Source organism: Micrococcus sp. iso_26 (assembly GCF_056172975.1).
This window is the reverse complement of the sequence record NZ_JBWBTV010000023.1, coordinates 1-770: the sequence shown is the minus strand read 5'-3', so window position 1 is coordinate 770 and position 770 is coordinate 1. Positions and strand designations below refer to the sequence as shown.

At 71.0% G+C, this 770-nt stretch carries 1 protein-coding gene; it reads left to right on the top strand.

The features are described 5' to 3' along the window. The first annotated feature begins 511 nt into the window (after positions 1–511). Complete coding sequence (locus AC0VX0_RS12365; RefSeq protein WP_475452209.1) at positions 512–751, top strand: hypothetical protein; 240 nt, start codon at positions 512–514, stop codon at positions 749–751. Positions 752–770 lie beyond the last annotated feature (19 nt).

Genomic DNA, 770 nt, shown 5'->3' with positions numbered 1-770 from the left:
CCTGGACTCCCAGAATCAGCTCCGCCAGGGCCGCCTCGAGCCGCTGCACCGCCGCTTGGTCGGCCTGTCCCTTCAACGTCCTCCCCGACACCACAAACGCCGATACACCGCCAACCGACGCCCCCGCCAACGAACTCACCAGGGGAACCCACCAATCCGCACTCATAGCCCCGAGGCTAGGCCCACGAACACCCCCTCCGCGCGCTCCCCACCCACCCGCGGGCCGCCTGCGCCCTCCCGCCATGTCCAGGCCCCCGCACGCCAACGACCGGCCCCTGGATCGTCGGGGCCCCTGCCGCGAGCGCGGGACGGCGCGGATCGCTCCAGCAGCGCGGCGCCGGCAACTCGACGACATCCGTGCGGCGCCGGCAGCTGCAGCTGCAGCTCGATCTCGGCGACACGTCCCCGCCAGCCCCGCGCTCGCGGAATGGACGCCACCCCCACCGATATGTATGGTTGGACATAGCGGGTGGCACTCGGCCCCCTGCACCCCCACCCAAGGAGGTTGCTCATGGAGCAGCACACCACGGCATCGGACTACAGCGAGGGCTACAAGGCCGGCTACCAGCACGCCAAGGCCTTCTACACCCGCCGCGGCAACCACGCCCTCACCGTGGCACGCCACTGGCGCTCCCTCCCCGAGCACCCCAAGGGCCCCCGCTCCCTCCAGGTGCTGACCACCCTCTTCCCCGACCTGGTCAGGACCCTGGATGCTCTGGCCACGCACGAGCTCGACCACACTCAGATCTGAGCACGTACCCGACGGGCGC